18 protein-coding genes are annotated in these 22,469 nt (G+C 72.6%); 10 read left to right on the forward strand and 8 right to left on the reverse strand.

Annotated features, from left to right (window positions below; translation table 11 throughout):
* Positions 1-40 precede the first annotated feature (40 nt).
* Both treY and glgX read right to left on the reverse strand, forming a co-directional pair.
* Entirely contained in the window at positions 41-2,464 is a 2,424-nt protein-coding gene (gene treY / locus IE265_RS09065) for a malto-oligosyltrehalose synthase (RefSeq protein WP_190034893.1), read from the reverse strand.
* 143 nt (positions 2,465-2,607) lie between these two features.
* A complete protein-coding gene (glgX, locus tag IE265_RS09070) occupies positions 2,608-4,716 on the reverse strand; it encodes a glycogen debranching protein GlgX (protein WP_190034894.1) in 2,109 nt (702 codons plus the stop codon).
* Positions 4,717-4,895: 179 nt separating this feature from the next.
* Between glgX and IE265_RS09075 the strand changes: the two genes are divergently transcribed.
* From IE265_RS09075 to IE265_RS09090, 4 genes are all read left to right on the forward strand, one after another.
* Positions 4,896-5,699 (forward strand): Tat pathway signal sequence domain protein, encoded by an 804-nt coding sequence (locus IE265_RS09075; RefSeq protein ID WP_190034895.1) that lies wholly within the window; start codon positions 4,896-4,898, stop codon positions 5,697-5,699.
* Between the two features lie 84 nt (positions 5,700-5,783).
* Positions 5,784-7,103 carry a copper amine oxidase gene (locus tag IE265_RS09080; protein WP_190034896.1) on the forward strand — a complete coding sequence of 440 codons (1,320 nt, stop codon included), beginning with the start codon at positions 5,784-5,786 and terminating at the stop codon, positions 7,101-7,103.
* Positions 7,104-7,206: 103 nt separating this feature from the next.
* The gene (locus IE265_RS09085) at positions 7,207-8,439 is read left to right on the forward strand and encodes a DUF5919 domain-containing protein (RefSeq protein WP_190034897.1); all 1,233 of its coding nucleotides are present in this window, start codon (positions 7,207-7,209) and stop codon (positions 8,437-8,439) included.
* A gap of 130 nt (positions 8,440-8,569) precedes the next feature.
* On the forward strand, positions 8,570-9,292 hold the full coding sequence (locus IE265_RS09090; RefSeq protein WP_190034898.1) for a 3'-5' exonuclease: 723 nt from the start codon (positions 8,570-8,572) through the stop codon (positions 9,290-9,292).
* Between the two features lie 4 nt (positions 9,293-9,296).
* Here the strand turns inward: IE265_RS09090 and IE265_RS09095 are convergent, their stop codons facing one another.
* Positions 9,297-10,397, reverse strand: coding sequence for a DMT family transporter (locus IE265_RS09095; RefSeq protein ID WP_190034899.1), 1,101 nt, complete (start codon positions 10,395-10,397; stop codon positions 9,297-9,299).
* A gap of 92 nt (positions 10,398-10,489) precedes the next feature.
* Between IE265_RS09095 and IE265_RS09100 the strand changes: the two genes are divergently transcribed.
* Positions 10,490-11,392, forward strand: coding sequence for a LysR family transcriptional regulator (locus IE265_RS09100; RefSeq protein ID WP_190034900.1), 903 nt, complete (start codon positions 10,490-10,492; stop codon positions 11,390-11,392).
* A 215-nt stretch (positions 11,393-11,607) separates the two neighbouring features.
* Here IE265_RS09100 and IE265_RS09105 read toward each other — a convergent pair whose 3' ends face one another.
* The gene (locus tag IE265_RS09105; RefSeq protein ID WP_190034901.1) at positions 11,608-12,459 is read right to left on the reverse strand and encodes a phosphotransferase enzyme family protein; all 852 of its coding nucleotides are present in this window, start codon (positions 12,457-12,459) and stop codon (positions 11,608-11,610) included.
* Positions 12,460-12,684: 225 nt separating this feature from the next.
* On the opposite strand from IE265_RS09105, the gene mgt reads away from it, so the two are divergent.
* Both mgt and IE265_RS09115 read left to right on the forward strand, forming a co-directional pair.
* A complete protein-coding gene (mgt, locus tag IE265_RS09110; protein WP_190034902.1) occupies positions 12,685-13,917 on the forward strand; it encodes a macrolide-inactivating glycosyltransferase in 1,233 nt (410 codons plus the stop codon).
* A 251-nt stretch (positions 13,918-14,168) separates the two neighbouring features.
* Complete coding sequence (locus IE265_RS09115) at positions 14,169-15,392, forward strand: CDP-alcohol phosphatidyltransferase family protein (protein WP_190034903.1); 1,224 nt, start codon at positions 14,169-14,171, stop codon at positions 15,390-15,392.
* An 81-nt stretch (positions 15,393-15,473) separates the two neighbouring features.
* Here the strand turns inward: IE265_RS09115 and IE265_RS09120 are convergent, their stop codons facing one another.
* Positions 15,474-17,759 carry an MMPL family transporter gene (locus IE265_RS09120; protein ID WP_190034904.1) on the reverse strand — a complete coding sequence of 762 codons (2,286 nt, stop codon included), beginning with the start codon at positions 17,757-17,759 and terminating at the stop codon, positions 15,474-15,476.
* A 408-nt stretch (positions 17,760-18,167) separates the two neighbouring features.
* Here IE265_RS09120 and IE265_RS09125 point away from each other — a divergent pair, with 408 nt between their 5' ends.
* The 3 genes from IE265_RS09125 (at position 18,168) to IE265_RS09135 (ending at position 19,789) form a co-directional block, all read left to right on the forward strand.
* Positions 18,168-18,722, forward strand: coding sequence for a DUF1697 domain-containing protein (locus IE265_RS09125; protein ID WP_190034905.1), 555 nt, complete (start codon positions 18,168-18,170; stop codon positions 18,720-18,722).
* The gene (locus tag IE265_RS09130; protein ID WP_190034906.1) at positions 18,715-19,092 is read left to right on the forward strand and encodes a nuclear transport factor 2 family protein; all 378 of its coding nucleotides are present in this window, start codon (positions 18,715-18,717) and stop codon (positions 19,090-19,092) included. Before IE265_RS09125 ends, IE265_RS09130 begins: the two co-directional genes overlap by 8 nt.
* Positions 19,093-19,162: 70 nt before the next feature.
* On the forward strand, positions 19,163-19,789 hold the full coding sequence (locus IE265_RS09135; RefSeq protein ID WP_190034907.1) for a TIGR03086 family metal-binding protein: 627 nt from the start codon (positions 19,163-19,165) through the stop codon (positions 19,787-19,789).
* Between the two features lie 213 nt (positions 19,790-20,002).
* Here the strand turns inward: IE265_RS09135 and IE265_RS09140 are convergent, their stop codons facing one another.
* From IE265_RS09140 to IE265_RS09150, 3 genes are read right to left on the reverse strand one after another with little or no spacing between them, the layout of a single operon-like run.
* Positions 20,003-20,746: a sirohydrochlorin chelatase gene (locus tag IE265_RS09140; RefSeq protein ID WP_190034908.1), complete on the reverse strand. Its 744-nt coding sequence runs from the start codon at positions 20,744-20,746 to the stop codon at positions 20,003-20,005.
* An 11-nt stretch (positions 20,747-20,757) separates the two neighbouring features.
* The gene (locus IE265_RS09145; protein WP_190034909.1) at positions 20,758-21,660 is read right to left on the reverse strand and encodes an ABC transporter permease; all 903 of its coding nucleotides are present in this window, start codon (positions 21,658-21,660) and stop codon (positions 20,758-20,760) included.
* Positions 21,647-22,435: an ABC transporter ATP-binding protein gene (locus IE265_RS09150; RefSeq protein WP_190034910.1), complete on the reverse strand. Its 789-nt coding sequence runs from the start codon at positions 22,433-22,435 to the stop codon at positions 21,647-21,649. Before IE265_RS09150 ends, IE265_RS09145 begins: the two co-directional genes overlap by 14 nt.
* Positions 22,436-22,469 lie beyond the last annotated feature (34 nt).

The raw sequence follows: 22,469 nt of genomic DNA on the forward strand, positions 1-22,469 counted from the left end.
GTGCAGGTCCCGCCCGACGGCTTCCGCCGGCCGCCTTCCGTCAGTTGTCGGCCGCCGTCCGCCCGCCGTCCGTCCGCGGCGCGTCGCCGGTCCGCTCCAGGAGCACCACGGGCAGCGGTCCGAACAGCGACCCGACCGGTGTGTCCCCCGTGAACTCCCGTCCCGGGGACAGCAGATCGGTCCAGCGTCCGGCCGGCAGCGGCAGTACGGTGTCACGCCAGCCGCCCGCCTCGGCCAGCCGCAGGGACAGCCGCGTGACGGCCGTGACCACCCCGCCGGAGCGCGCGAACGCCACGCAGTGCGCGGCGCCCGGCCCCCGCGCGGGAAGCGGGGTGTACGAGGCGCCCTCGCCGAAGAGGTCGGGCCGCCGCCCGCGCAGCCGCAGCGAGGCCCCGGTGAGCGCGGCCTTCTCGACGGACAGCGCTCCCGGGTCCTTGGGCGGGAAGGCGGCGGGCCGCCGGTTGTCGGGGTCCACCAGGGCCCGGTACTCGTACTCCGTGCCCTGGTACAGGTCCGGGACGCCCGGCATCGTCAGATGGACCAGCGCGGCGCCCAGCACGTTGGCCCGCACGTGCGGTTCGAGCGAGCTCCGGAACTCCGCCACGCGCCGGCCCGGAGCCCCGCACGGACCCGCCTTCAGGAACGCGGCCACGGCGTCCTCGTACACCGGGTCCTGCTCGGTCCACGTGGTGGACAGGCCCGCCTCCCGCACGTGCTTCAGCAGTGTGTCCAGGAGCCGTCCGCCGTCCGCGGGGCCGAGGCCGACCGCCGTCTGCCACGCCGCCCAGGCCACCTGCGGGTCCGGCGCCCCGACCCCCTCGGCCGCCGTCGCCGCGGTCACCTCGGCCAGCAGGTCGGCCCAGCGCGCGGGTACCTGCGTGAGCACCGAGATCGCCGCGCGCACGTCGGCGCTGCGCTTCGTGTCGTGCGTGGACAGCACGGTGCCGGTGGCGGGCCAGTCCCGCTGCACGCGCGCGCAGTAGGCGTGGAAGACGTCCGGCGCCACGGCGGGGGCACCCGGGGCACCGCCCACCTCGGTCGCCGACAGCAGCGGCACGTACCGGTAGAACGCCGTGTCCTCCACGGACTTGGCCCGCAGCGCCGAGGACGTCTGCGCGAAGCGGGCCCGGAACGCGTCGTACTCGGGCCCCTCGCCGGCGCGGCCCACCACCAGGTCCCGTACGAGGTCGACCGCGCCGGCCTCCTCGGGGACCGTGAAGGCGCGCCGGGCCTCGGCGGCGGCCTCCTCGGTGACGACCGACGACGCGTCCTGCGAGGTGTACGGCCGGTAGACCTCCAGGCGCACCAGGAGCTCCCGCAGTGCGGTGCGCAGCGCCCAGGGGGCGCGGTCGCGCAGGGCCGGGTCGGGCGAGGAGCGGCACAGCCGGTCGGCCTCGCGGGTGAGCCGGTCCACCTCGGCGGCCAGCTCGTGCAGGACCACCTTGTACGCCGCCCTGCGCACCGTCGCCCCCCAGTCGCCCCCGCGGTCCGGCGGGGGAGCCGCGAACCGCCGGTACCGGCCGAGGAGTTCGCCGGCCCCGGCCGGGTCCGTGAGGAGGCCGTCCACGTGCCGCAGCGCGTCGTACCCGGTGGTCCCCGCCACCGGCCAGGCGGCGGGCAGCGGTTCGCCGTCGGCGAGGATCTTCTCGACCACGGTCCAGCGTCCGCCCGTGGCGTCGTGCAGCCGCCGCAGATAGGCGTCGGGGTCGGCGAGCCCGTCGGGGTGGTCGATGCGCAGCCCGTCGACCACGCCCTCGTCGAGCAGCTGGAGGATCTTCGCGTGGGTCTCCGCGAACACCTCCGGGTCCTCCACGCGCACGCCGATCAGCTCCGAAATGCTGAAGAAGCGGCGGTAGTTGAGTTCGGTGCGGGCCAGCCGCCACCACGCGAGCCGGTACCACTGCGCGTCCAGCAGCCGGGGCAGTGGCAGGTGCTCGGTGCCGGGCCGCAGCGGGAACGCCTGGTCGTGCAGGCGCAGCACGTCGCCGTCGACCACCAGGGCGTCCGCCACCGTGCCGAGCGGCCCGCCGAGCACCGGCAGCAGCACGCGCCCGTCCTGGGCGTCCCAGTCGATGTCGAACCAGCGGGCGCGGGGCGAGCCGGGGCCGTCGCGGAGCACGTCCCACAGCGCCCGGTTGTGGCGCGGGGCCATCGCCATGTGGTTCGGCACGATGTCCACCACGAGTCCGAGGCCGTGCTCCCGGGCCGTGCGCGACAGGGCCCGCAGCCCCGCCTCACCGCCCAGTTCGTCCCGCACGCGCGCGTGGTCGACCACGTCGTAGCCGTGGGACGACCCCGGGACGGCCTCCAGGACGGGGGAGAGGTGGAGGTGCGAGACGCCGAGCGTGGCGAGGTGGGGCACGGCGGCCTCGGCGGCCCCGAAGGGGAACTCCGGCTGGAGCTGGAGACGGTACGTGGCGGTCGGCGCGACGGGTGCATCCGGGTCGGGGCGCTCAGGTGTCATGGGAACCTACGTACCCGCCCCGCCGCCTTTCGTGTCACCGACACGCGCACGGGTGGCGTGCCCCGGCCGCGGGGCGCGCGGGTCCCGGCGGGCGGGGAGCGGGACGCGCGCGGGGCCGGCGGACCCGCGCGCGTGCGCACCGCCTAGGCCGGGCGCTGGAGCACCACCATGCTCCGGTCGACGAGGGACAGCCGGTCGCCCGCCTTCACCCTCGCGCCCGTCCCGGGCGCCACGCCCTCGGAGCGGGCCGTGTCGACGACCACCTGCCACTGCCGTCCGTGGTTGACCGGCACCACGAACTCCAGCGTCTTCGGCGAGGCGTTGAACAGCATCAGGAACGAGTCGTCGCTGATGCGCTCGCCGCGCGGTCCCGGCTCGGAGATCGCGTTGCCGTTGAGGAACACGGACAGGGCGCGCGCCTGCGTGGAGTCCCAGTCGCGCTGGGTCATCTCCTCGCCCGCCGGTGTGAACCAGGCGATGTCCGACAGCTCGTCGTGGGTGCCCTCGACCGGCCGCCCGTGGAAGAAGCGGCGCCGCCGGAAGACGGGATGGTCGCGCCGCAGCGCGGCCATCGCGCGCGTGAAGTCCAGCAGCTCGCCGCCGTCCTCGGGCCACGGCACCCAGGACAGCTCGCCGTCCTGGCAGTACGCGTTGTTGTTGCCGCCCTGGGTGCGCCCGAACTCGTCGCCGTGGCTGAGCATGGGGACGCCCTGGGACAGCAGCAGGGTGGCGGTGAAGTTCCGCATCTGCCGGGCGCGCAGCGAGAGGACCCCGGGGTCGTCCGTCTCGCCCTCCGCCCCGCAGTTCCAGGACCGGTTGTGGCTCTCGCCGTCGCGGTTGTCCTCGCCGTTGGCGTCGTTGCGCTTCTCGTTGTACGACACCAGGTCGTGCAGGGTGAAGCCGTCGTGGCAGGTGACGAAGTTGATCGAGGCGAGAGGGCGCCGGCCGTCGTCCTGGTAGAGGTCGGAGGACCCGGTCAGCCGGGAGGCGAACTCGGCGAGCGTGCGCGGCTCGCCCCGCCACATGTCCCGTACGGTGTCGCGGTACTTCCCGTTCCACTCGGTCCACAGCGGCGGGAAGTTGCCCACCTGGTAGCCGCCCTCGCCGACGTCCCAGGGCTCGGCGATCAGCTTGACCTGGGAGACCACCGGGTCCTGCTGGACCAGGTCGAAGAACGACGACAGCCGGTCGACCTCGTGGAACTGGCGGGCCAGGGTCGCCGCGAGGTCGAAGCGGAACCCGTCGACGTGCATCTCGGTGACCCAGTACCGCAGCGAGTCCATGATCAGCTGGAGCACGTGCGGGGAGCGCATGAGCAGCGAGTTGCCCGTCCCCGTGGTGTCCATGTAGTAGCGCGGATCGTCCGTCAGCCGGTAGTACGAGGAGTTGTCGAGGCCCCGGAAGGAGAGCGTCGGCCCGAGGTGGTTGCCCTCGGCGGTGTGGTTGTAGACCACGTCGAGGATGACCTCGATGCCGGCCTCGTGCAGCGCGCGCACGGCCGACTTGAACTCCAGGACCTGCTGTCCCCGGTCGCCCCAGGAGGCGTACGCGTTGTGGGGCGCGAAGAAGCCGATGGTGTTGTAGCCCCAGTAGTTGCTGAGCCCCATGTCGGCCAGGCGGTGGTCGTTGACGAACTGGTGAACGGGCATCAGTTCGAGCGCCGTGACGCCGAGTTCGGTCAGGTGTTCGAGGATGGCGGGGTGGGCCAGTGCCGCGTAGGTGCCGCGCAGCTCGTCCGGCAGACCGGGGTGCCGCATCGTCAGGCCCTTCACATGGGCCTCGTAGAGCAGCGTGTGGTGGTACTCCGTGCGCGGCCGCCGGTCGTCGCCCCAGTCGAAGTAGGGGTTCACGACCACCGAACTCATCGTGTGGGGAGCCGAGTCCAGGTCGTTGCGCCGTTCGGGTGAGCCGAAGTGGTATCCGTACACCTCCTCGCCCCACTCGACGCCACCGCTTATGGCGCGCGCGTACGGGTCGAGAAGCAGCTTCGCGGAGTTGCAGCGCTGTCCCCGCTCGGGCGCGTACGGGCCGTGCACGCGAAAGCCGTACCGCTGGCCCGGCATGATGCCGGGCAGGTACGCGTGCCGCACGAACGCGTCGGTCTCGCGCAGCTCTATCGCGGTCTCGGAGCCGTCGTCGTGGAGCAGACACAGCTCAATCCGGTCGGCGGCCTCCGAGAAGACCGCGAAGTTCGTGCCGGCGCCGTCGTACGTGGCACCGAGTGGGTACGCCTGTCCAGGCCAGACCTGCATGGATGCAACTCTTCCAGTTGTGCGACGCCGCGGGGGGAGACTCGGGCCCGAGTCTCCCCGAAAGTGATGGAACCTCCTACGACTTACCTCCCTCTTACCCGTCGACCAGTGCATACGACGTATGCCGAACATGCGGGATTCACGTGACTCCTACGGCCATGGGAGGAACAGGGGGAAATGTGCGCAAGAGAGTGCACCGCCATTTGGGCAAGGTGGTCGCGGGGGCGGCCGTCGCGGTGGCCGGGACGGCCGTGATGGTCGCGATCACCCTGCCGGGCGCCGCCGGTGCCGACGAGGCGGGCGGCCGGTCCGCCGCCGAGCGGGCCGACCGGGGGACCGGCCAGGAGCAGGGCGCCGTGCGTCCGGGCGTCGTCGCGGCGGCTCCCGCCGAGGGCGACCGGGGCGAGGGGCGGGACCCGCTCACCGCGGACGAGACCGAGCGCGTCGAGGAGCTGGCCCTGGACCGGCGGATGCTCCGCTCCGGCCAGGACGTCGAGGGGGACCGGGGTCCGCAGCGGATCGCCGTCGAGCTCGCCGAGCCCGAGCTGACCGAACTGGACGACCCCGCCGCGCCGCGCCGCGCCGAGGTGTCGTTCTACGACTACAAGGACGACTCGCTCGTCACGAGGACCGTCAACCTCGACACGGGCAAGGTCGAGGGCACCGACACCCAGCGGGGCGTGCAGCCGCCGCTCAGCCGTGCCGAGACCGAGGAGGCGGCCCGGCTGCTGATCGCGGACCCGCGCGGCTCGGGCCTGCGGGCGGACTACAAGGACGCCACCGGCAAGGAACTGACCGGTCCGGACCAGCTCCTGCTGAACAGCATGGTCTTCCGGGCGAACGCGGGGACGGCCGCCGCCCTCGCCGACTGCGGGGAGCACCGCTGCGTGCGGCTGTTCGCCAAGGTCAGGAACGGACCCTGGATCGACAGCCGTGACCTGGTCGTCGACCTGAGCGCCCGCAAGGTGGCCGAGGTCCGCTGACCCGCCGCCGGGCCGCCGGACCGGAGTCCGCGGCCCCCGTACGCCCTTCCCACTTTCCTGCTTGTGCAAGGGAGTCATTTCTTCATGCGCGTGAACAGAACCAGCCGTGTCCGCGGCCGGACGGCGGCAGGCCTCGCCGTCGCCGCCCTGACCGCCGTCGCGGCCGCGTCCGCCGGACCGGCCGCCGCCCAGCCCAAGGCCGCCCCCGCGGCGGCCGCGGAGTGCAGCGAGGCGTACCGGATCGAGCAGAAGCTCTCCACCGGCACCACCTGGACCATGTGCTGGCACTACGAGCGGGAGGCCGGGCTCGTCCTGGAGAACGTCTCGTACCAGCCCCCGGGCGAGGCCGGCCCGATACGCGTCCTGACGAGCGCCAAGCTCGCCCAGATCCACGTCCCCTACGACGACGGGTCGGTCGAGTACGACGACCTCACCGGAGCCGGGTTCGGTCAGGGCCTGATGAACCTCGCGCCCGGCGAGTGCCCCGGCGGCACCATCCGGACCGTCAAGGTCCCGGACGCCTGGGACCCGGAGCAGCCCGACGTCAAGGGCCTGTGCGCCACGACCCGTTCGCGCGGCCACGCCTACCGGATGCAGGGCGCCTCGGCGGGCAAGGTCTGGCAGGAGCAGGGCAAGGACCTGCTCGTCTACACCGTCAACCAGGTCGGCTGGTACGAGTACATCACCGAGTGGCGCTTCCAGGACGACGGCACCGTCCACGCGAACGTCGGCGCGACCGGCAGTCTGTCGCCGGGCGACTACGACGCGGGCGACGGCCGGGGCTGGCCGATCGGCAAGGGCGCCAAGTCCTACGCCACCAGCCACAGCCACAACGTCTTCTGGCGGCTCAACTTCGGTCTCGACGGCTCCTCCAAGAACAAGGTCGAGCAGTACGACTCCGTGGTGAGCCCGCCCGCCCAGGGCGGCCAGGCCCCGCGCAACAAGACCACCCGCACCAAGGTCACCAAGGAACTCGCCGGTGACGCACGGAACATGCGCTGGTGGCGGGTCGTCAGCACCGTCGGGAAGAACAAGGACGAGCACGCCCGTTCCTACGAGATCGTTCCGGGCGCCTCCTCCACGTACCCGGGCCGCAGCTACACCAAGCACGACATCTACTTCACGCAGTACAAGAAGTGCGAGCAGTTCGCCAGCAACAATCTCCGCAACTGCGGTGCGGGCGCGGGCAAGTCGGTGGACAAGTGGGCGAACGGGCAGGCCCTCACCCACCCCGTGGCCTGGGTCAACATCGGGTTCCACCATGTCGCCCGGGACGAGGACCAGCAGCCGATGCCCGTTCACTGGCAGGGTTTCTCACTCGCCCCACGTGACGTGACCGCTATGAATCCGCTCACTCCGCCGGAGCTGGCCGACCAGAACGGTCAAGTGGAAACCGGTAGTTGAGAAACGACCCTGTCCATCCGGCTGCACCGCCGACCGCTCCCGGAGTACCCTTCCTTGATCGTTGGCTGGGGTAGTGCTCGGGGGAGCGGAAGGCGGTGTGCGGGTGGGTTCCGGAGGGCTGGAGCTGCCCCCTGGTGACGGCGGTCACGAGGGGAGCTCCACGGATGCCCCACCCGGAGCGGTGTCCCTGGCACGGCCGATGGAGATCGGCGCGGAGCTGGACTGGGGCGCCGACGCCTGGCGTGAGGTGCGTACGCGCGCCCAGCGGGCCGGCCGGGCCTACATCTGGCTGAACCTGGTCGAGCAGCGGCTGCGCGCCGTCGTGGCCGCCGTTCTGCGCCCGATCTACGAACCGGTCCACGGCGAGGACGACTGGGTGGTCGCCGCCGCGGGCCCGGCGGGCCAGGAGTGGGTGCAGCGGGCGGTGGCGGTCCGTGAGGTCAGCCGCCGCAAGGGCTATCTGCTCGACCCCGCCGACGACAACGTGCTCAGCTTCCTCACCCTGCCCCAGCTGCGCGAGCTGATGGTGCAGCACTGGCCGTGCTTCGAGCCCTACTTCGACGAGCGCCGGGACGTCGAACTCGCCCTGGACGAACTGGAAGTCACCCGCAACGTCGTCTCGCGTAACCGCGCCCTGTCGGAGGCCGTGCTCGCCCAGGCCGAGCGCGCCTCCGCGAAGCTGCTGGAGATCCTCGGCGCGGGCAGCGACGTGCCGTCCTCGCGGCGGCTGCCGGTCGACGCCGTCGAGAACCTGGTCGGCGACCGGTACGCGGACGTCGTGGGCGTGCACTCGGACCGGGTGCGGCTGCTGCGCCAGTTCCCCGCCGAGGACCTCTTCGGCGGCGCCCGCAGGCTCGACGCCATCGGCATCGGCCTGAACCTCCTCGTCCAGAACTTCTCCGGCCGGCGCCTCGTGCGGCTCGCCGAGTCCGGCTGCCGGGCCCGGCTGCTGTTCCTCAACCCGGCGTCCAGCGCGGTCAAGCGACGGGAGCGGGAACTCGGCATAAAGCGTGGTGAGTTGAGCCGGTCGGTGGAGATGAACATCCTGCACATGCGCCGGGTCAGGTCCAGGCTGCGCGATCCGGGCGCCTTCGAGATCCAGGTCTTCGACGAGACGCCGCGCTTCACCGCCTACCTCGTCGACGGGGACGGCTCCGACGGCGTGGCGGTCGTGCAGTCCTATCTGCGCAGGACCCGCGGGATGGAGGCACCGGTGCTCGTCCTGCGCGGCGGCGGCAGGGTGCTCAAGCCGGACGAAATGGGCGAAGAAGGCCTGTTCGGTACGTACCGCGAGGAGTTCGAGGTGGCCTGGGCCGATTCGCGCCCGGTGTCCTGAGCGGGTCGGGGCTTCCGCGGTCCGCCGGACCGGGTCCGGGCCGCCGGGCGGAACGCGGTCCCCGCGTTGTCAGTGGCCCGTGCGATCGTGGAGGTCACTGGGGGAACGCACCACGAAGAAGGGGGCCGGCATGGGTTGGCACGGTGAGCTGCTGATCGGCTTCGACCTGGAGACGACAGGCACCGATCCGCGCGAGGCGCGCATCGTCACGGCGGCCGTGATCGAGGTCAGGGGACCGGAACCGGCCGGGCGCCGGGAATGGCTGGCCGATCCGGGTGTCGAGATACCGGCGGACGCCGTGGCGGTCCACGGGATCAGCAACGAGCGCGCGGCGGCCGAGGGCCGCCCCGCCGACGAGGTGGCCGACGCGATCGCCTCGGTCCTGGTGTCGTACTGGCAGGCGGGCGTACCGGTCGTCGCGTACAACGCGGCCTTCGACCTGACCCTGCTGTCGGCCGAACTGCTGCGGCACGGGCTGCCGTCCCTGCGGGAGCGGCTCGGCGGGACCGACCCCGGCCCCGTCATCGACCCGTACACGATCGACCGCTCGGTGGACCGCTACCGCCGCGGCAAGCGGAACCTGGAGGCGGTCTGCGCGGAGTACGGGGTGCCGCTCGAATCCGCCCACGACGCCTCGGCGGACGCGCTGGCCGCGGCCCGCCTCGCCCACGCGATAGCCGTCCGCCACCCCAAGGTGGCGGCACTGGGCCCGGCCGAGCTGCACCGCCGCCAGATCGAGTGGTACGCGGAATGGGCCGCCGACTTCCAGAACTTCCTGCGCCGCAAGGGCGACGCGACGGCGGTGGTGGACGGGACATGGCCGGTGCGGGACCTCGCGGACCAGCGCGTCTGAGAGGTCAGGGCGCGGCACGTTCCGCGCGGTCGGGGGCCGCGCCCGGACCCGGACCCGGACCCGGTACGGTCACCGCCGTGTCCGAGGGCTCCGGCGGGCGAGGGCGCGGGGCATGCCCGGACGCGGGCCGCACCGCCGCGGTCCGGTGGGCGCGTTCGACGGCCTGGCCCATGTAGGTTCCCGCGACCATCAGGGCCGCGCCGAGTCCGGTGAGCACGGTGAGGCGGTCGCCCGCGAGACCGACGCCGACCGCGACGGCCCAGATCGGCTCGGTGCCCAGCAGCAGTCCCGCCCGGCTGGCCGAGGTGCGCTGGACGGCCCAGGTCTGGGCGAGGAACGCGAACACACTGCAGAACAGGGCGAGATGGAGGAGCTGGGCCCAGCCCGCCGCATCGACGCGGGCCAGCGCGGGCAGCCCTCCGGACGCGGGCAGCAGGAACAGCGCCGCGCCGACGAGTGTCTGCACCGTGGTCAGGTGGAGCGGGCGGACCGCCCGGCCCGCGGTGAGCCGGCCGACGAGCGCGACGTGCCCCGCGCGGACCACCGCGGCGGCCAGCATCAGCAGGTCGCCGAGACGGGGCGCGTGGAAGCCGTTGCCCGACATCAGGAGGCCGACGGCGAGCAGGCACACCCCGGCCGCGGCGTAGAACGACGGGGGCAGTCCGCCGGGGTGACCCGTCCGGTCCAGCAGGGGGGTGAGGACGATGGTCAGACTGATGATCAGCCCCGCGTTGGCGGCGCTCGTGTGGGCGACGCCGTAGGTCTCCACGATCAGCACGGCCGCCTGCGTGAGCCCGAGCGGCACGCCGGTCCTGACTTCGTCCCGCGTCCACCAGGCGGACGGCCTGCCGGCGGCAGGCTTTCCGGCGGCAGGCTTTCCGACGGACGGTCCTTCGACGGCCGGCCGGCCGCCGGACCGTCGGACGTCGGAAAGCCTCCCGGCGGCGACCAGGCCGAGACAGGCGACGGCGGACAGCGCGTAGCGGACGAACAGCACCACCAGCACGGGCAGCACGGCGGTGGCCGTCTGGGCGGCGAGGTAGCTGGAGCCCCAGACGAGGGCGACAAGGAGGAGTACCGCGTCGGTACGGCGGGCGTCAGGCACCCGCTCACCCTGCCCGCCCGCCCTGTCTGTAGCCCAGACCCAACTTCTTAAATGATCCTTTAGCATCGCTACACAGAGCCGAGGGGTGGTCCATGGACGAACGGCAGCTCAGAATCCTGCGTGAGCTGGGCGAACTGGGCAGTGTCACGGCCGTCGCCGAGGCGCTCCTGGTGACGCCCTCGGCCATCTCGCAGCAGTTGCGGCTGCTGCAGCGGGCGATTCCCGTGCCGCTCACCGAGCGCCAGGGTCGGCGACTGGTGCTCACGGACGCCGGACAGGCCCTGGCCGGTGCGGCGATCGAGGTGGAGACGGCGCTGGAGCGGGCCCGGCACACGGTCGCGGAGTTCATGGACCGGCCGGACGGCGAGGTGTCCGTCGCCGCCTTCCACAGCGCGGGTTCGGCGTTCTTCCCGCCGCTCCTGCGGGGTCTCGCCGGACCGGGCGCCCCGCGGCTCGCCCTCGCCGACGAGGACGTGGCCCAGGACGACTTCCCCCCGCTGACCCGGGAGTACGACCTCGTCCTGGCCCACCGTCTCGAACACGCGCCGCCCTGGCCGCGCACCGTCACCGCCACCACGCTGCTGAAGGAACCGCTGGACGTCGCGATGCCCGCGGACCATCCGCTGGCGGCCAGGCTCCGGCTCTCGCCGCGGGACGTCGCCGACCAGCCGTGGATCACCGTGCACGACGGCTTCCCCCTGATGGCGACGATCGAGGCCATCGCCACCGCCGCCGGATGCCGGCTCCGGCCGGCCCACCGCATCAACGAGTTCTCCGTGGTCGCCGAGGCCGTCGCCGCCGGCGGAGGGCTGGCGCTGATGCCCCGCTGGACCACGCGCCCGCATCCGGCTCTGGTCCTCAAGCCCCTCAGCGGCGTACGGGCGCGGCGGCACATCGACGCCCTGCACCGCCCCGAGCGCACGGCCCGCCGCGCCGTGCGCACGGTGCTCGCGGAACTGCACACGGCCGCGGCGGCGATTCGCGCGCGCGGCTGAGCCCCGTACGGCCGGCTCGAAGCCCGCCCACCGGGCCCCGCCCGCAGCGGCCCCGACCGTGTGCGGAGTGCCTGCGCCCGGGTCCGGAGCGGCCGACGGCACTGCGCGGGACGGCACCCGACCGGGGCCGGAACGGCCCGCGACCCGGTGCGGCGCCGGGCCGTGCCGCGCGGTCGCCCGGGTTCACCGCCGCCCGGCAGCCCCGCCGGACCGGTCTAGAACGGGTACCAGCGGACCGTCTCGTCGGCGTCGCGCAGCGAGGCCACCCGGCGTTCGAACTCGGCGAGCGCCCGGGGGTTGCTCGGCGCGTGCTGGGCGACCCAGGCGCAACTGGCCGTCTCCCGCGCCCCGCGCAGCACACCGCAGCCCTCCCACTCGCGCACGTCCCAGCCGTACGTCCGGGTGAACGCGTCGTACGCCTCGGCGGGGAGCCCGTACCGGTCGCGGGACAGGGCCATGACGACCAGGTCGTGTTCGCGCAGGTCGGCGGAGAACGTCTCCAGGTCGACCAGGACGGGCCCGTCCGGACCGACGTGGACGTTGCGGGGGAGCGCGTCGCCGTGGATCGGGCCGGGGGACAGCCGCGGGACGAGCGAGGCGGCGGCAGCGGCGAAGCCGTCGCGCCGGTCCCGCAGATACGCGGCGTCCGCCGGGTCGATCGCGTCGCCCGCGAGCCGCAGCCAGCGCTCGACCCCGCCCAGCAGTTCGCGGCGCGGCAGCGCGAAGCCGGGCGCGGGCAGCGCGTGCACCACGCGCAGCAGTTCGGCCAGGTCGCGGGGTTCGGCGGGGCGGACGGCGGCGGGCAGCCGGTGCCACAGCGTCACGGGGTGGCCCGCCACCGAGCGCGCCCCGGGCTCGGCGGCCCGCACGGCCGGGACGCCCGCTCCGGCGAGCCAGTGGGCGATCTCCAGTTCACGCCGCGCCCGGTCGAGGAGTTCGGCGTCGCGTCCGACCTTGACCACCAGGTCGCCGGCGGCGAACACGGCGTTCTCGCCGAGGGCCAGCAGCTCCGCGTCCCTGTCGAGCCCCGCCTCGGCCAGTACGCCCCGTGCCTGTGCCTCGTCCACCACTCGCCTCCCGCGGCGCTCCGTCCACGCGGCTCCGTGCCGGGTGCCGGGCACCGCCGGCACCGGACGCGGGAGCGCGCCGTGCGCCGACCAGTCTCGCATTCGGCCTGGTGGGAGGCGCCCGCAGGGCAGGCGGCCGGGAGGCGCCCGGTCGGCGCCGCAAGCCTGCCGCGGGCCGCGGCCAAATCATTGGACGATACGTATCGTCTCGTCTAAGGTCGGGGCATGACCACCTCGCACCCCGCCCACATCGCCATGTTCTCCATCGCCGCCCACGGGCACGTGAACCCGAGCATCGAGATCGTCCGCGAACTGGTGGCCCGCGGGCACCGCGTCACGTACGCGATCCCGCCCGCCCTCGCCGCCAAGGTCGCGGAGACGGGTGCCGAGCCCAGGCTGTGGACCTCGACGCTGCCTTCCCCGGACGACGACCCCGCGGCGTGGGGGAGCACGCTCCTGGACAACGTCGAACCCTTCCTGGACGACGCGATCCAGGCGCTCCCGCAGCTCGCCGCGGCCTACGAGGGCGACGAACCGGACCTCGTCCTGCACGACATCACCTCCTACCCCGCCCGGGTCCTCGCGCACCGCTGGGGCGTCCCGGCCGTCTCGCTCTCCCCCAATCTCGTCGCCTGGGAGGGCTACGAGGAGGAGGTCGCCGAACCCCTGTGGGCGGAGCCGCGCGAGACCGAGCGGGGCCGGGCCTACTACGCGCGGTTCCACGCCTGGCTGGAGGCCAACGGGATCGGCCTGCACCCCGACCCGTTCGTCGGCCGGCCCGGCCGCTCGCTCGTCCTGATCCCCAGGGCCCTCCAGCCGAACGCCGACCGGGTCGACGAATCGGTCCACACCTTCGTCGGCGCCTGCCAGGGCGACCGGACCGCCCAGGGGGACTGGCGGCGACCCCCGGGGGCCGAGCGGGTCCTGCTGGTGTCCCTCGGCTCGGCCTTCACCAAGCAGCCCGAGTTCTACCGCGCGTGCGTGCGCGCGTTCGGCGACCTGCCGGGCTGGCACGTGGTCCTCCAGATCGGCAGGCACGTCGACCCGGCGGAGCTGGGCGAGGTCCCCGACAACGTGGAGGTGCGCGACTGGGTGCCCCAGGCGGCGATCCTGCGGCAGGCCGACGCGTTCGTCACGCACGCGGGCGCGGGCGGCAGCCAGGAAGGGCTCGCGACGGCCACGCCCATGGTCTGCGTGCCCCAGGCCGTCGACCAGTTCGGCAACGCCGAGATGCTCCGGGCGCTCGGGGTGGCCCGCCACCTGCCGATGGAGGACGTCACCGCCGACTCGCTGCGCGAGGCGGTGCTCGCGGTGTCGGGGGACCCCGAAGTGGCCCGCCGGCTCCGGGAGGTCGGGTCGGCGATGGCGGACGAAGGCGGTACGCGGCGTGCCGCGGACCTGATCGAGGCGGAAATTCCCGAAGGGCGCCGCCGGGCCCGAGAGGGGCGGATCGGGTGACTGTCGGCGAACCCCGAATTCCCACGCGTCACGGTTGTACGCGAACAGTGAAGCCCTGGCGCACTTTCGATAACGGGAAGGTCATTGGGTAACGCTCGCATAACGTGCCCTGCGCCCGGTGGACGCACGGACAGGGTCAACGGGTACGACCCCTGACCTCCGCGGAAGGTTGCACGCGCACCTTCTTGTACCTTTGCCGAACACCTTCCTAGCGTGAAGTGAACCCACTTCGAACTTTGGGAAGTTGCCCTATGCGCCGAGACATACCGCCCCTCGCCGAGGTGCGCCGCATCACCGAGAAGAAGCGGGACGCTTGGTGGACGGTGCTCCTGGTCGACCCGGTCGCCACACCACTGGTCCGGTTCACCGCGATGTTCACGAGGGTGACCCCCAACCAGATCACCTGGGGCGCGTTCCTCCTCGGCCTGGTCTCCGCCGCGTGCTTCGCGCTCGGTGACTGGCGGTGGCTGGTCGCCGGCGCGGTCGTGTACCACCTGAGCTTCATCCTCGACTGCATGGACGGCAAGGTGGCCCGGCTCACGGGTCAGGGATCCGTCTTCGGGGCCTGGCTGGACTTCGTGTTCGACCGCATCAGGGTGGCCGTGTGCGCGATCGCGCTGATGGCCGGTCAGTACCACCGGACCGGCGAGACGCTGTACATCTGGCTGGCCCTCGCCGTCGTCGGACTCGACACGCTCCGTTACATCAACTCGCTGGAGATCTTCAAGATCCGCCACTCCATGCGCAAGCAGATCAAGGCGCGTGTGCGGGAGGCCAGGCGTTCGGAGAACACGGCCGAACTCGCCTTCATGGAGGATCTGCTCCGCAGCAATCCCGAGGCGGACATCGAACAGGACCTCCGCGCCGCGGCGGATTCCGCTTCCCCGCAGACGGAGGGAGTGCTGCCGGGCCCCGGCACGGAAACCACTTCAGTTTCAGGGACGGTTCCCGGTTCCGTATCGGTGTTCCGTTCGGGAGCCGCCGCTGAGCCCGGCACCGTTTCCGACTCCGTTGCCGGAGCCGAATCGGCGACCGTCGCCGATTCCGGTCCGGCGGCCGGTTCCGCGCATTCCACGGTCCATTCCGCCGTGAATTCGACGGCCCGGGACTCCGGTCCGGCCGATTCCGGCACCGGTGACGGCCCCGAGGGGCCGACGGGACTTCCGGGGAAGCCCGAAGCCAGGGTGATCGACCTCCACCAGGAGTTCCGCCACCGTTTCCCGTCCTATCTGCGCGCGCGTTCCTTCCTGCTGCGCCACCGCATCCGGACCCACCTGGTGAGCGGCATCGAATTCCAGATGGGCGTCTTCATCGTCGGCCCGCTCCTCGACTCGGTGATCGAGGCGACCCTGGTCTCCGCGTCGCTCATCCTGGTCTTCGAACTCGCCATCATCTACAAGCTGTTGCTGTCGACCCGCGACTTCACCCGCACGATCGACTCCTTCGAGCGGGACGAGGTCGCGACCGCTGCCTGAGCGCGGACGCACCCGCGGGTGTGACCGGGGCCGCCGCCCCGGTCACACCCGCGTCCGTCGTGCCCGCCCGTGCGGAGAGGGTCAGACGCCGACCTTCTCCCCCTCGACCGCGGGGGGCGGCTGAGGCGCCGAGGCGGGCTCGGGCGACTCGTCGTGGGTCAGGTCCGGCAGCCGGTTCAGCCACCGCGGGAAGTACCAGTTGCGCTCGCCGAGCAGGGCCATGACCGCGGGCAGCAGCACACCGCGGATGATCGTCGCGTCGATGAGGACCGCCGCCGCCAGGCCCACACCCATCTGCTTCATGGACTGCATCGACAGGGTGCCGAAGATCGCGAAGACGGCGACCATGATGACGGCGGCGCTGGTGACGACACCGGCCGTCGTGACCACCCCGTGCTGGATGGCGTCCCGCGTGGTCAGACCCCTCAGCCGGGCCTCCCGGATCCGCGAGACCACGAAGACGTGGTAGTCCATCGAGAGTCCGAAGAGGATCACGAAGAGGAACAGCGGCAGCCAGGTGATGATGGCGCCCACGCCCTCCGCGCCCACCAGGGAGGCGCCCCAGCCGTGCTGGAAGACGGCGACCAGGATGCCGTAGGCGGCGCCCACCGACAGGAGGTTGAGGACGATCGAGGTGATCGCGATCGTCAGCGAACGGAACGACAGCAGCATCAGTACGAAGGCGAAAACCACCACGAAGGCGAAGACGGGCGCCACCGAGCCGACGAGCTGGTCGTTGAAGTCGGCCGAGCCCGCGACCTGCCCGGTCACCGGGGCCTCGACCCCTTCGACCGTGCCGAGCGTCGCCGGACGCACCTCGTCCCGGATGATGCCGAGGCTCTTCTCGGCCCTGTCCAGGTCGGAGCCGCCGACCAGCGGCACGTAGACGAAGGCGATGTTCTGCGCGTCGTGCACCTTGACGTCGACCGGTCCGCGCGAGGCCCCGGAACTGACCGCCTGCTCCCGGAAGTCGGCGAGCGCCGCCTTCACCTCGGGGGCGTTGATGTCCTTGGCGCTGACGACCACCTCGGCCGGGTCCGAACCGCCGGGGAAGGCCTCGTTGACCCGGTCGTACGTCGCCACGATCGGCAGCGAGTCGCCGAACTCCTGGTCCAGCGTGAGGTTCTGGGTCTTCATGCCGAGCGCGGGAGCCGCGACGGCCAGCAGCACGCCGGCGGAGACGACCAGCGCCACCGCGGGCTTCGCCAGCACGACGCGCAGCACGGCGGTCCACAGCCGGCTCTCGCCGTTGCCCGCCCCGCCCTTGCCCGCACCGCCGTTGCGCCCGCGGCGCTTGTCCGGGTGCAGGAAGGGGATGCGCCCCTTCTCGACGCGCGAGCCGAGCAGCGAGAGCACCGCGGGGAGCACGGTCACCGAGCCGACCATGGCGACCGCCACGACCATCAGGGAGGCCAGGCCCATCGCCTCGAACGTGGCGAGTCCGGTGAAGAGCATGCCCGCCATCGCCACGCACACCGTGACGCCGGAGACGATGATGGCGCGGCCGCTGGTCGCCGCGGCGATCCGCAGCGCCGTCTCGCTGTCCCGGCCCGCCGCGCGCTCCTCGCGCTCGCGCCGCAGGTAGAACAGGCAGTAGTCGACACCGACGGCCAGGCCGACCAGGAGCATCACGGAACTGGCGGTCTCGTCCATCGGCTGCACATGGCTGACGATCGCCATCAGGCCCATCGTCGCCACGATCGCGGTGATCGCCAGCAGGACCGGCACCAGCGCCGCCACGAGGGCGCCGAAGGCGACGAGCAGGATGCCGAGGGCCACGGGCACGGCCGAGTACTCGGCCTGCTGGAAGTCGTCGCCGAACGCGTCGTCGAACGTCTTCATCATGCTGGCGCCGCCGATCTCCTCGATCCGCACCGACGCGTGGTCCTTCTGCACCTCCTCGACGGCCTCGAGGACGGGCTCGACCCGCTCGCCCGCGGTGTCCGCCGCGCCGCGCATGTCGAACTGCACGAGGGCGCTGCGGCCGTCCTCGGAGATCGTGTCCGTGTCGTAGGGCGAGGTCACGCCGGTCACCTCGCCGGTGCCCTCGACGGCCTTGACCACCGCGTCCACCGCGGCCCGGAAGTCGGCGTCCGTCGCCTTGAGTCCGGCGCCCTTCGCCTGGACGAGCACGGTCTCCCCGGCGGGCTCCTCGATGCCGGCCGCCTCGCTGATGGCCGCGGCCCGGCTGGTCTCGCCGCTGAGCTGCTGGCTCTCCTTGACCTCGACGGTGCCCGCGGCCGAGCCGAGGCCCATCGCCAGGACGACGAACAGCACCCAGATCCCGACGGCCGCCCAGCGGTGCCGGGCACTCCAGCCGCCGGCCCGGGCGGCCAGGCCCCGTACCCGCGTGTCTCCGTTACCCATGACGGGCTTGCCCCCTTGTTCGCGGCCCCGACCCCCTGCCGGCGCCTTCCGCTTCGAAGGTATGCGCCGTACGGGCGCGTCTCCTCGTGCCTCCCGGTGACGTGCCGGGCGCCGGAGTACTCCCCTCGGACCCCGCGGCCTCCGCACTGAGGACGATTCCGGTCCCCTACATGTAAAGCCGGGCGTAGGGGGTCGCGTTCGGGGTGTCCGGTCTGCGCGCCCGGAACCGCTTTGTCATTACGAAGACTTGTTGAACAAGTCACAGCTCTGTGCGGGTGTTGATCCGGGCGCCCGGATCGGCGAGGCTCTTGAGCCGGCCGCCCGGTCACCTCCGCTGTCCGGGCAGTCGCGGACGGCGGCCGTCGCGCCCACCCCCACGGGGCGCGACGGCCGCTCTATGGTGTGCGGATGACTGTGGGTACGACGACATACGCGGCACTGCTGCGCGGCATCAACGTGGGCGGCAGCAGGAAGGTGCCGATGGCCGAACTGCGCACGATCATGGAGGGCCTGGGGTACGGGAACGTGCGCACCCACCTCCAGAGCGGGAACGCCGTCTTCACCGCCCGAGGCGACGAGGACGCGCTCGCCGCCGAGCTGGCGGGGGCGGTCGAGCGGCACTTCGGCTTCGCGGTGGACGTACTGGTGCGCGACCACGCCTACCTCGGGAGCGTCCTCGACGACTGCCCCTTCCCGGCCGCCGAGCTGGAGGCCAGGCAGCTGCACGCGACGTACTTCTCGGCCCCCGTCGACGCCGAGCGGTTCGTCTCGGTCGACCAACCGGCTTTCCTGCCGGAGGAGTTCCGCCTCGGCGACCGAGTCCTGTACCTGTACGCCCCCGACGGGCTCGGCCGCTCCAAGCTGGCGGAGGCCCTGGCGAAACCCCGGGTGACGAAGGGCGTCGTCGCCACCACGCGCAACTGGAACACCGTCACCAAACTCGTGGAGCTGACCCGTGACTGACCGCGACCGTGCGGTGGACGAGGCGATCGAGGGCGAACTGAGCCTCCTCGACCCGGAGATCAGACGCTCGCCCGACCGCGTGGCGGCGTTGCTGCACCCCGACTTCCACGAGTTCGGCGCCTCCGGGACGCACTGGGACCGGGCCTCGATCATCGACTCCCTCGCCGCCGAGCCCGGCGGTTTCCCGAGGACCACCTCGCGCATGAGGGGCGTCCTGCTCGCGCCGGACCTCGTGCACCTGACCTTCGACACGGAGGACAACGGCCGCCACGCGCACCGGAGTTCACTGTGGCGCAGAACGGGCGGGGGCTGGCTGCTGTACTTCCACCAGGGGACGCCGTTCACCCCCACGGTGACCGAGGGGGCCTGACGCCCGGCCCGCCGAGGGCGCTGTCGCGTTTGTTCAAGAGGACGACCGGTGGCGTCCCTAGCGTGGACGCATGGACAACGAGAGAGCGCCCCTCACGATCACCGGCCTGCACCCGGCCATGACCGAGTGCGCCGCAGAGGCCGCGCGGGTGGCACGCGGGGCCGCGTCCGCACGGCTCGACGGACCGACCCCCTGCGCGGACTGGGACGTCCGCGCGCTGGTCAACCACTGGGTCCTCTACACCTCCCACGGCCTGGAGCACCGGGCCCTGCGCAGGCCGATCCCGGACGAACTGGCCGCCCGCGACTTCGCGGCCGCCCCCGGCTGGCCGGACGCGTACGCCGAGCAGCTGGACCGGGCCGTGGCCGCCTGGTCGGACCCCTCGGTGTGGGAGGGCGAGGTGGACTTCGTCGGGGGTGCGATGCCGGCGCCCGAACTCGCGTCGATGATCGTCAAGGAGACGGCCGTGCACGGGTGGGACGTGGCGGCCGCCACCGGACAGGAGTTCCACGTCTCGGACGCGACGGCGCGGATCGTGTTCGACGTGGTCGACACGCACGGGGAGCTGTACCGGCGCTACGACGGCTTCGCCGCGCCCGTCGCCGTGCCGCAGGACGCGACCGTGTTCCAGCGCGCGCTCGCACTGAGCGGACGCGACCCGTTCGGCCCGGCACACCGGCCCCGGGCCACGGACTGAGGACACCCCCCGGCGGGCGGGACACCCACCGACGGGCGGCGGGTCCGGCAGCGGCCGTGACGGGCGGCCGGGGGCGGGGTCTTCAGGCGCTCGCGCCGGCGTCCGCGAGGGCGTCCGCGAGGCCCGTGACGGGCGGCCGGGGCAGACGTGTTCGGGCGTAGGGGCCCGGGAGCGTGGCCGCCCGGCCGCGACGGGCGGTCGGGGCAGGCGCGTTCAGGCGCTGGCGCCCAGTGCCGCCAGGGCCGGCGTCCTCGCCTCGTCGTAGCGGGCGAGCAGCAGCCTCGCCACCTCCGGCGCCGGTCCCAGCACGTCCGCGAGGACGTCCGCCCCGGCCGCCCCGCGCGCGATGCGGTCCGGCAGGAAACCCGGCGCGAGCACATAGGGGGCGACCGCCACCCGCTCGCAGCCGGACTCCCGCAGCTCCCGCACGGCATCCTCCGTGCGGGGCAGCGACGCGGAGGCGAACGCGGGCCGCACGGCACACCAACCGGTGCGCCGCCACTCCCGCGCGACTGCCGCGATCACCGCGATCGCCTCCGGGTCCGTGGACCCCGCCGAGGCCAGCACGACCCCGGTCGAGGCCTTGTCGCCGGGCGCCAACCCGGCTTCGTACAGGCGCCGTTCGAGCGCGTCCGTAAGGAGCGGGGACGGGCCGAGCACCTCGGCCTGCCGGACGCGCAGCACCTGGGGCGCCTCACGCAGTACGGCCGGGATGTCCGCCTTGGCGTGGAAGGCGCGTGTCAGCAGCAGCGGCAGGGCCACCACGTCCCGTACGCCCTCCGCGGCCAGTGACTTCAACACCCCGGGAACTGAGGGGATGTTGAAGTCCAGGAAACCGGTCTCCACGCGCACTCCCGGGCGCATGGCGCGCACCCGTCGCACCAGGGCGTGCACGGTCGCGGCGTGCCGCGGGTCGCGGCTGCCGTGGGCGATGACGAGGAGGACCGGTCCTGGCATGGCAGTTCAGCTCAGCTCTTCACGAGGAGACCGCGGCTGCGCAGGACCCACCGCTCCAGAGGACTGAAGATCAGCAGGTCGATCGCGATACCGACGATCAGGATGAGGAGGATGGCGAGGAACACGGTGGCCATGTCGCTGTTGGTGCGGCCGTTCTCCAGCAACTGGCCCAGTCCGACGCCGAGATCGGGATGCGTGGCGATGATCTCCGCGGCCATCAGCGAGCGCCAGGAGAACGCCCAGCCCTGCTTCAGGCCCGCCAGGTAGCCCGGCAGGGCCGCAGGCATGACGATGTGCCAGGTTCCCCGCAGGCCCGTCGCACCCAGGGTGCGGCCGGCCCGCAGGAACAGCGGCGGCACCTGGTCGACACCCGAGACCAGCCCGTTGGCGATCGACGGGACGGCACCGAGCAGGATCACCGCGTACATCATCCTGGGTTCGAGGCCCAGCCAGATCACGGCCGGCGGCACCCAGGCCACCGACGGCAGCGACTGGAGTCCGGACAGCAGCGGTCCGATCGCGGCGCGGACGAACCTCACCCGCGCCACCAGCAGACCGAGCGGCGTGCCGATGGCCAGCGCCAGCAGGAAGCCGAACAGGCCCCGCGAGACGCTGGTCCAGACGTATTCGAGGAGCCTGCCCTCGAGCCACGCCTCCGACAGGGCGCCCCACACCTGGTCGGGCGGCGGCAGCTTGCTCGGATCGGTCACGATCTTGAAGGAGACCAGCGCCTGCCACACCACGAGGACCAGCGCGATCGACACCAGCGGCGGCAGGATCTTCTGCGTCAGGGTCTGCCGGAAGGGCGTACGGGCCGTCTGGACCGAGTCCAGCGCGTCGAGCCCCGCCTCCAGACCCGCCAGATCGCCGGTCTCCTTGACGGCGGCGTCGGCCTTCGTCTCAGTGCTGGCCATGGCGGCGGATCTCCCCACGCAGTTCTTCGGTGATCTCGACGGACAGCTCCGCCACCGCGGTGTCCTCGATGCGGCGCGGCTGGGGGATGTCCACCCTCCACTCCCGGGCCACGCGTCCGGGCCGTGACGACAGCAGCACGACCCGCTCCGCGAGCCGCACCGCCTCGCGCACGTTGTGCGTCACGAACAGCACCGAGACGTTCGTCTCCCGCCAGATGCGGGTCAGTTCGTCGTGCAGCACGTCCCGCGTGATGGCGTCGAGCGCCGCGAACGGCTCGTCCATCAGCAGGAGCTCGCTGTCCTGGGCGAGCGCGCGGGCCAGGGCGACACGCTGACGCATGCCGCCCGACAGCTCGTGCACCCGCTTGCCGTACGCGCCTTCGAGCCGGACGAGCCGCAGCAGCTCCTCCGCCCTGCCGCGCCGGTCGGCCTTCGGAACTCCCCTGAGCTTCAGGGCGAGTTCGATGTTCTTGCCCGCGGTCAGCCACGGGAAGAGGGCGTGCTCCTGGAACATCAGGGCCGGACGGCCGTTCGTCGTGATGCTCCCGGTGGACGGGGCGTCGAGCCCCGCCACCAGGTTGAGCAGTGTCGACTTTCCGCAGCCCGAGGCCCCCAGGAGGGTGACGAACTCTCCCGGAGCGACATCGAGTGTGATGTCGTCCAGGACGAGCTGCTGTCCGGCGGGTCCGGAGAAGGACTTCGAGACGTGCTCGATACGCGCGGCGTGGTCCGCCGACGTACCGGTGTCGGCAGCCTTGGCGAGGGCGGTTGCCATGGTCGTCACCTCCTGGGAACTCGTGGTTGTCCGG

The organism is Streptomyces fructofermentans (assembly GCF_014651055.1).
Lineage (GTDB): Bacteria > Actinomycetota > Actinomycetes > Streptomycetales > Streptomycetaceae > Streptomyces > Streptomyces fructofermentans.